The 2,016-nt window shown below is 71.1% G+C and carries 3 protein-coding genes; all 3 read right to left on the bottom strand.

The annotated features are described in order from the left end of the window. A partial coding sequence (locus AAH991_RS39950; protein WP_346231163.1) for an alcohol dehydrogenase catalytic domain-containing protein occupies nt 1-644 on the bottom strand: 644 nt, incomplete at its 3' end. Nucleotides 645-806: 162 nt separating this feature from the next. Beyond that, nucleotides 807-1,388, bottom strand: coding sequence for a hypothetical protein (locus AAH991_RS39945; protein WP_346231162.1), 582 nt, complete (start codon nt 1,386-1,388; stop codon nt 807-809). Nucleotides 1,389-1,397: 9 nt separating this feature from the next. After that, nucleotides 1,398-2,016 (bottom strand): ClpB D2-like domain containing protein (locus tag AAH991_RS39940; RefSeq protein WP_346231161.1); only part of this gene is annotated, 619 nt, incomplete at its 5' end.

Here is a 2,016-nt window from a genome sequence, read left to right as displayed (position 1 = left end):
GTGTCGTCCACGTCGACCGCGATGATCGTGGTGGCGCCGGCCAGATGCGCGCCCGCGACGGCCGCGTCGCCCACGCCGCCGCAGCCGATGACGGCGACCGAGTCCCCGCGGGTCACCCCGCCGGTGTTGATGGCCGCGCCGAGCCCCGCCATGATCCCGCAGCCGAGCAGGCCCACCGCGACCGCGGAAGCGCTCGGGTCCACCTTGGTGCACTGGCCGGCCGCGACGAGCGTCTTGTCGGCGAACGCGCCGATCCCGAGCGCCGGGGACAGCGGGGTGCCGTCGGCCAGCGTCATCTTCTGGGTGGCGTTGTGGGTGGCGAAGCAGTACTGCGGGCGTCCGCGCAGGCAGGCCCGGCAGGCGCCGCAGACCGCGCGCCAGTTGAGGATGACGAAGTCGCCGGGGGCGACGTCCGTCACGCCCTCGCCGACCGCCTCGACCACGCCGGCCGCCTCGTGCCCGAGGAGGAACGGGAAGTCGTCGTTGATGCCGCCCTCGCGGTAGTGCAGGTCGGTGTGGCACACCCCGCAGGCCTGCACGGCCACGAGCGCCTCACCCGGGCCCGGGTCGGGGACGACGATGGTCTCCAGGCTGACCGGCTGTCCCTTGCCCTTCGCGACGACCCCGCGGACTTCGTGCGCCATGGTCTCTCTTTCCCTCGAATCAGTCAGCGTGCATTAGTTGTGCAAGACGAAACACATAGCACTATGCGCAACAGACTGAGGCCGCTCCGGGCCACTGTCAAGGGGGTGGGAAAGAGGTTCCGCGACGAGAGCGAGCGGCCCCGCGATCGACGCGGGGACGCCTCAGCGGAGGTCCTGCTCCAGGTGGGTGACGATCGGGGCGAGCAGGTCGTTCAGCTCCCTGACGAGGACCGTGAGCGCGCGGTGCGCCGTCTCGGCCAGATCGCGCGCGGGCCCGTCCGGCGTCGCGGGCAGGTCCTCGAGGGGCACGGGGGCGTCCACGAGCAGGGTGGGACGCAGATGGGGGACCTTCGCGAGGTCCTGCTCGGCGGGCTCGACGAACTGGCTGAAGATCTCCGGCCAGCCCCGCCAGCCGCGGTCGCGCCACCAGTCGCGCGAGATTGTGAGCGCCGCGGGCAGCGGGGAGACGAGCGCGACGCGTGCCGTCAGCGACCCGTCCCAGCCGTTGCGCTCGCAGGAGGCGGACAGGATCCGCCGGTGCCGGCGGACCAGCCCCGGGGAGCTCAGGGGTGGGGTGGCGATCCGCCACGCCGCGCACGCGAACGCGACCGGGGCGATGTCCCCCCACACCCCCTCGAACTCGCCGAGGTTCTCCCACACGCGCTCGGAGTAGTGGCTGACGCCGTCACGGGCGCGTTCGCGGTCGGATCGGCCGTCGATCCAGAAGGCCTGCTGTCCGGCCATGGGCCGGGATCAGCCGTTCGAGGCGGCGGAGGTGGGCGCGCCGGCGGCGGCGGGCGCGGTCTCGCCGGCGAAGGTGAACGTGGCGGCGTCGCCTTCGCCCTCGATGTCGATCTTGACGACGTGGCCGGGCCGCAGCTCGCCGTAGAGGATCTTCTCCGACAGCGTGTCCTCCAGCTCGCGCTGGATGGTCCGGCGCAGCGGACGGGCGCCCATGACCGGGTCGTACCCGCGATCGGCCAGCAACTGCTTGGCCGCCGGAGACACCTCCAGGCCCATGTCGCGGTCCTTGAGGCGCTCGGCCACCTGGGCGAGCATCAGGTCCACGATCTGAATGATCTCCTTGGGCGTCAGCTGGTGGAAGACCACGATGTCGTCGACGCGGTTGAGGAACTCGGGCCGGAAGTGCTGCTTGAGCTCCTCCTGCACCTTGACCTTCATCCGGTCGTAGGTGCTCTCCTCGTCGTTGGACTTCGCGAAGCCCAGGGCGACGCCCTTGGAGATGTCCCGGGTGCCGAGGTTGGTCGTCATGATGATGACGGTGTTCTTGAAGTCCACCACGCGGCCCTGGGCGTCGGTCAGCCGACCGTCCTCCAGGATCTGCAGCAGCGAGTTGAAGATGTCCCCGTGC

The sequence above is a fragment of the Microbispora sp. ZYX-F-249 genome, from assembly GCF_039649665.1.
GTDB lineage: Bacteria > Actinomycetota > Actinomycetes > Streptosporangiales > Streptosporangiaceae > Microbispora > Microbispora maris.
This window is presented reverse-complemented; position numbering and strand designations above follow the sequence as displayed.